The organism is Paenibacillus jamilae, from assembly GCF_050482105.1.
Lineage (GTDB): Bacteria > Bacillota > Bacilli > Paenibacillales > Paenibacillaceae > Paenibacillus > Paenibacillus jamilae_B.
This window is the reverse complement of record NZ_JBCNHI010000067.1, coordinates 1-1895: the sequence shown is the minus strand read 5'-3', so window position 1 is coordinate 1895 and position 1895 is coordinate 1. Positions and strand designations below refer to the sequence as shown.

Here is a 1895-nt window from a genome sequence, read left to right as displayed (position 1 = left end):
ATCGTTTCCAAGACGAAAATGTCGAATGAAATGGTCGTCAGTGACAAAATGGTTTGACTCGTTTCAAAGTCAATTGCATTGCGCATACCTGTAATAAAGTTGAGTACCGAGCGATGCTGTAGCATAACCCCTTTCGGATTACCAGTTGAACCAGAGGTATAGATGACGTAGGCCAAATGCTCTGGGCGGGCAATCGATTCCAGGTTGCTGCTTTCTCCCTGATACAATTCGGCATCCTCAATAAATATTGCATTAGCGTTGCAATGATGTTCTTCCAACAGATCACGACTGGTCAGAAGCACTGTGGCCTCGCTATCTTCCAACATGTATTGAATACGAGATGACGGAAATTCGGGATCAATCGGCACATAAGCACCGCCTGCTTTTAGAACGGCCAGCAGACCCACGATCATTTCCACTGAGCGCTGCACCATCAGGCCGACCAGCTTGTCAGGCCCTACTCCGTGTGCTTGAAGTATGCGTGCCAATGAATTTGCCCGTTCATTCAGCTCCCGATAAGTCAGACTCTGATGACCAAACATCAGTGCTACCTGATCCGGCGTATATTCTACCTGTTCCTCGAACAACTGATGGATCGTCTGTTTGCATGGGAATGCACAAGCGGTATCATTAAATGCCGCTGTAATCTGCTGCTTTTCCACCGCTGTGAGTAGCTCTAGCTCTTCAACACGAACATGCGGGTTGAGCGAAATTTGCTCCAGCAGACGGACAAAATGTCCATACAGATGTTCAATGCCTGCTTGGTCAAAGCTGAGCGTGTTATACATAAAACGAATCTTAATGCCTTCTCCCGGCATAACGACGACGTTCAGATCATAGTTGGTTTCCTCTGTAGACACCACGTTCGAAATCGTAAATTTATCCTGTCCATCGCTGCCTAACTGCTCTACTTGTTGCTCCACCGGATAATTTTCAAATATCATAATATGATTGATTAAATCTTGCTTTTGCTCGGTCAGTGCTTGAATTTCATACAGCGGGAACGCATCGTAGGCATTGGAGGCCAGCGCCTGCTGCTGTGTTCGTTTCATCAGCTCGACAAAGGTTTCACCTTGTTCAGACTGCACACGCACTGGAATTGTATTAATAAATAGCCCGATCATGTGCTCTACGCCTGGAATATCTCCTGGACGACCGGACACAACGCTGCCGAACACGACATCCGTGCTGTTGTTATATTTTTGCAACAAAACGCCCCATACAGTCTGAATCAGTGTGTTGATCGTCACCTGGTTTTGTTTTGCCACCCGTTCGATCTGAGCAACCAGCTCTGGCTGGAATTCGCAATCCAGATCTTCAGCGATATATTCCACGGTGTGCATCGATTTCGCCTGTGTTTTTTGCTGCGGAAGCGTAATTTGCTGCTCATAGTCCGCCAGATACCCACTCCAGTATTTCAGGGCCGCCTCACGGTCCTGACGCTCCAGCCATTCAATAAATCGGCTGAAGGGCGTGACTGGCTCCAGCACTGGCTCATGACCTGCACGCAGTGCCAGATAGCTGCCGAATACCTCCTGTGTCATAAAGGATAAGCACCAGCCATCCATCAAAATGTGATGGAAGCTCCAGATAAAGTGATACGTTTCATCCCCGGTTTGCAGGATCGAGATACGAATGAGTGCATCTTCCGTCAGACGGAATCCTTTTGCTTTATCAGCAAGGGTAAAAGCCTCAACACGCGCTTTCCGTTCCTCTTTTTCTAGTCCACGCAGGTCTTCATAGTACAACTCTCCGCTACGATTGCGGAAAACGACCTGTACAGGCTCGTCTTTCCATGAACTGATAAAGTTCGTCCGCAATGCTTCATGACGTTGTACGAGCAGATCCAAGCTTTTGCCGAAAGTAACCACATCGAAGCGCCCATTCAATTCAAA

1 protein-coding gene is annotated in these 1895 nt (G+C 47.7%); it reads right to left on the bottom strand.

The features are described from left to right. Nucleotides 1-1895, bottom strand: a 1895-nt coding sequence (locus ABEW32_RS26305; RefSeq protein WP_430193252.1) for a condensation domain-containing protein, incomplete at both ends; no start/stop codon positions are given.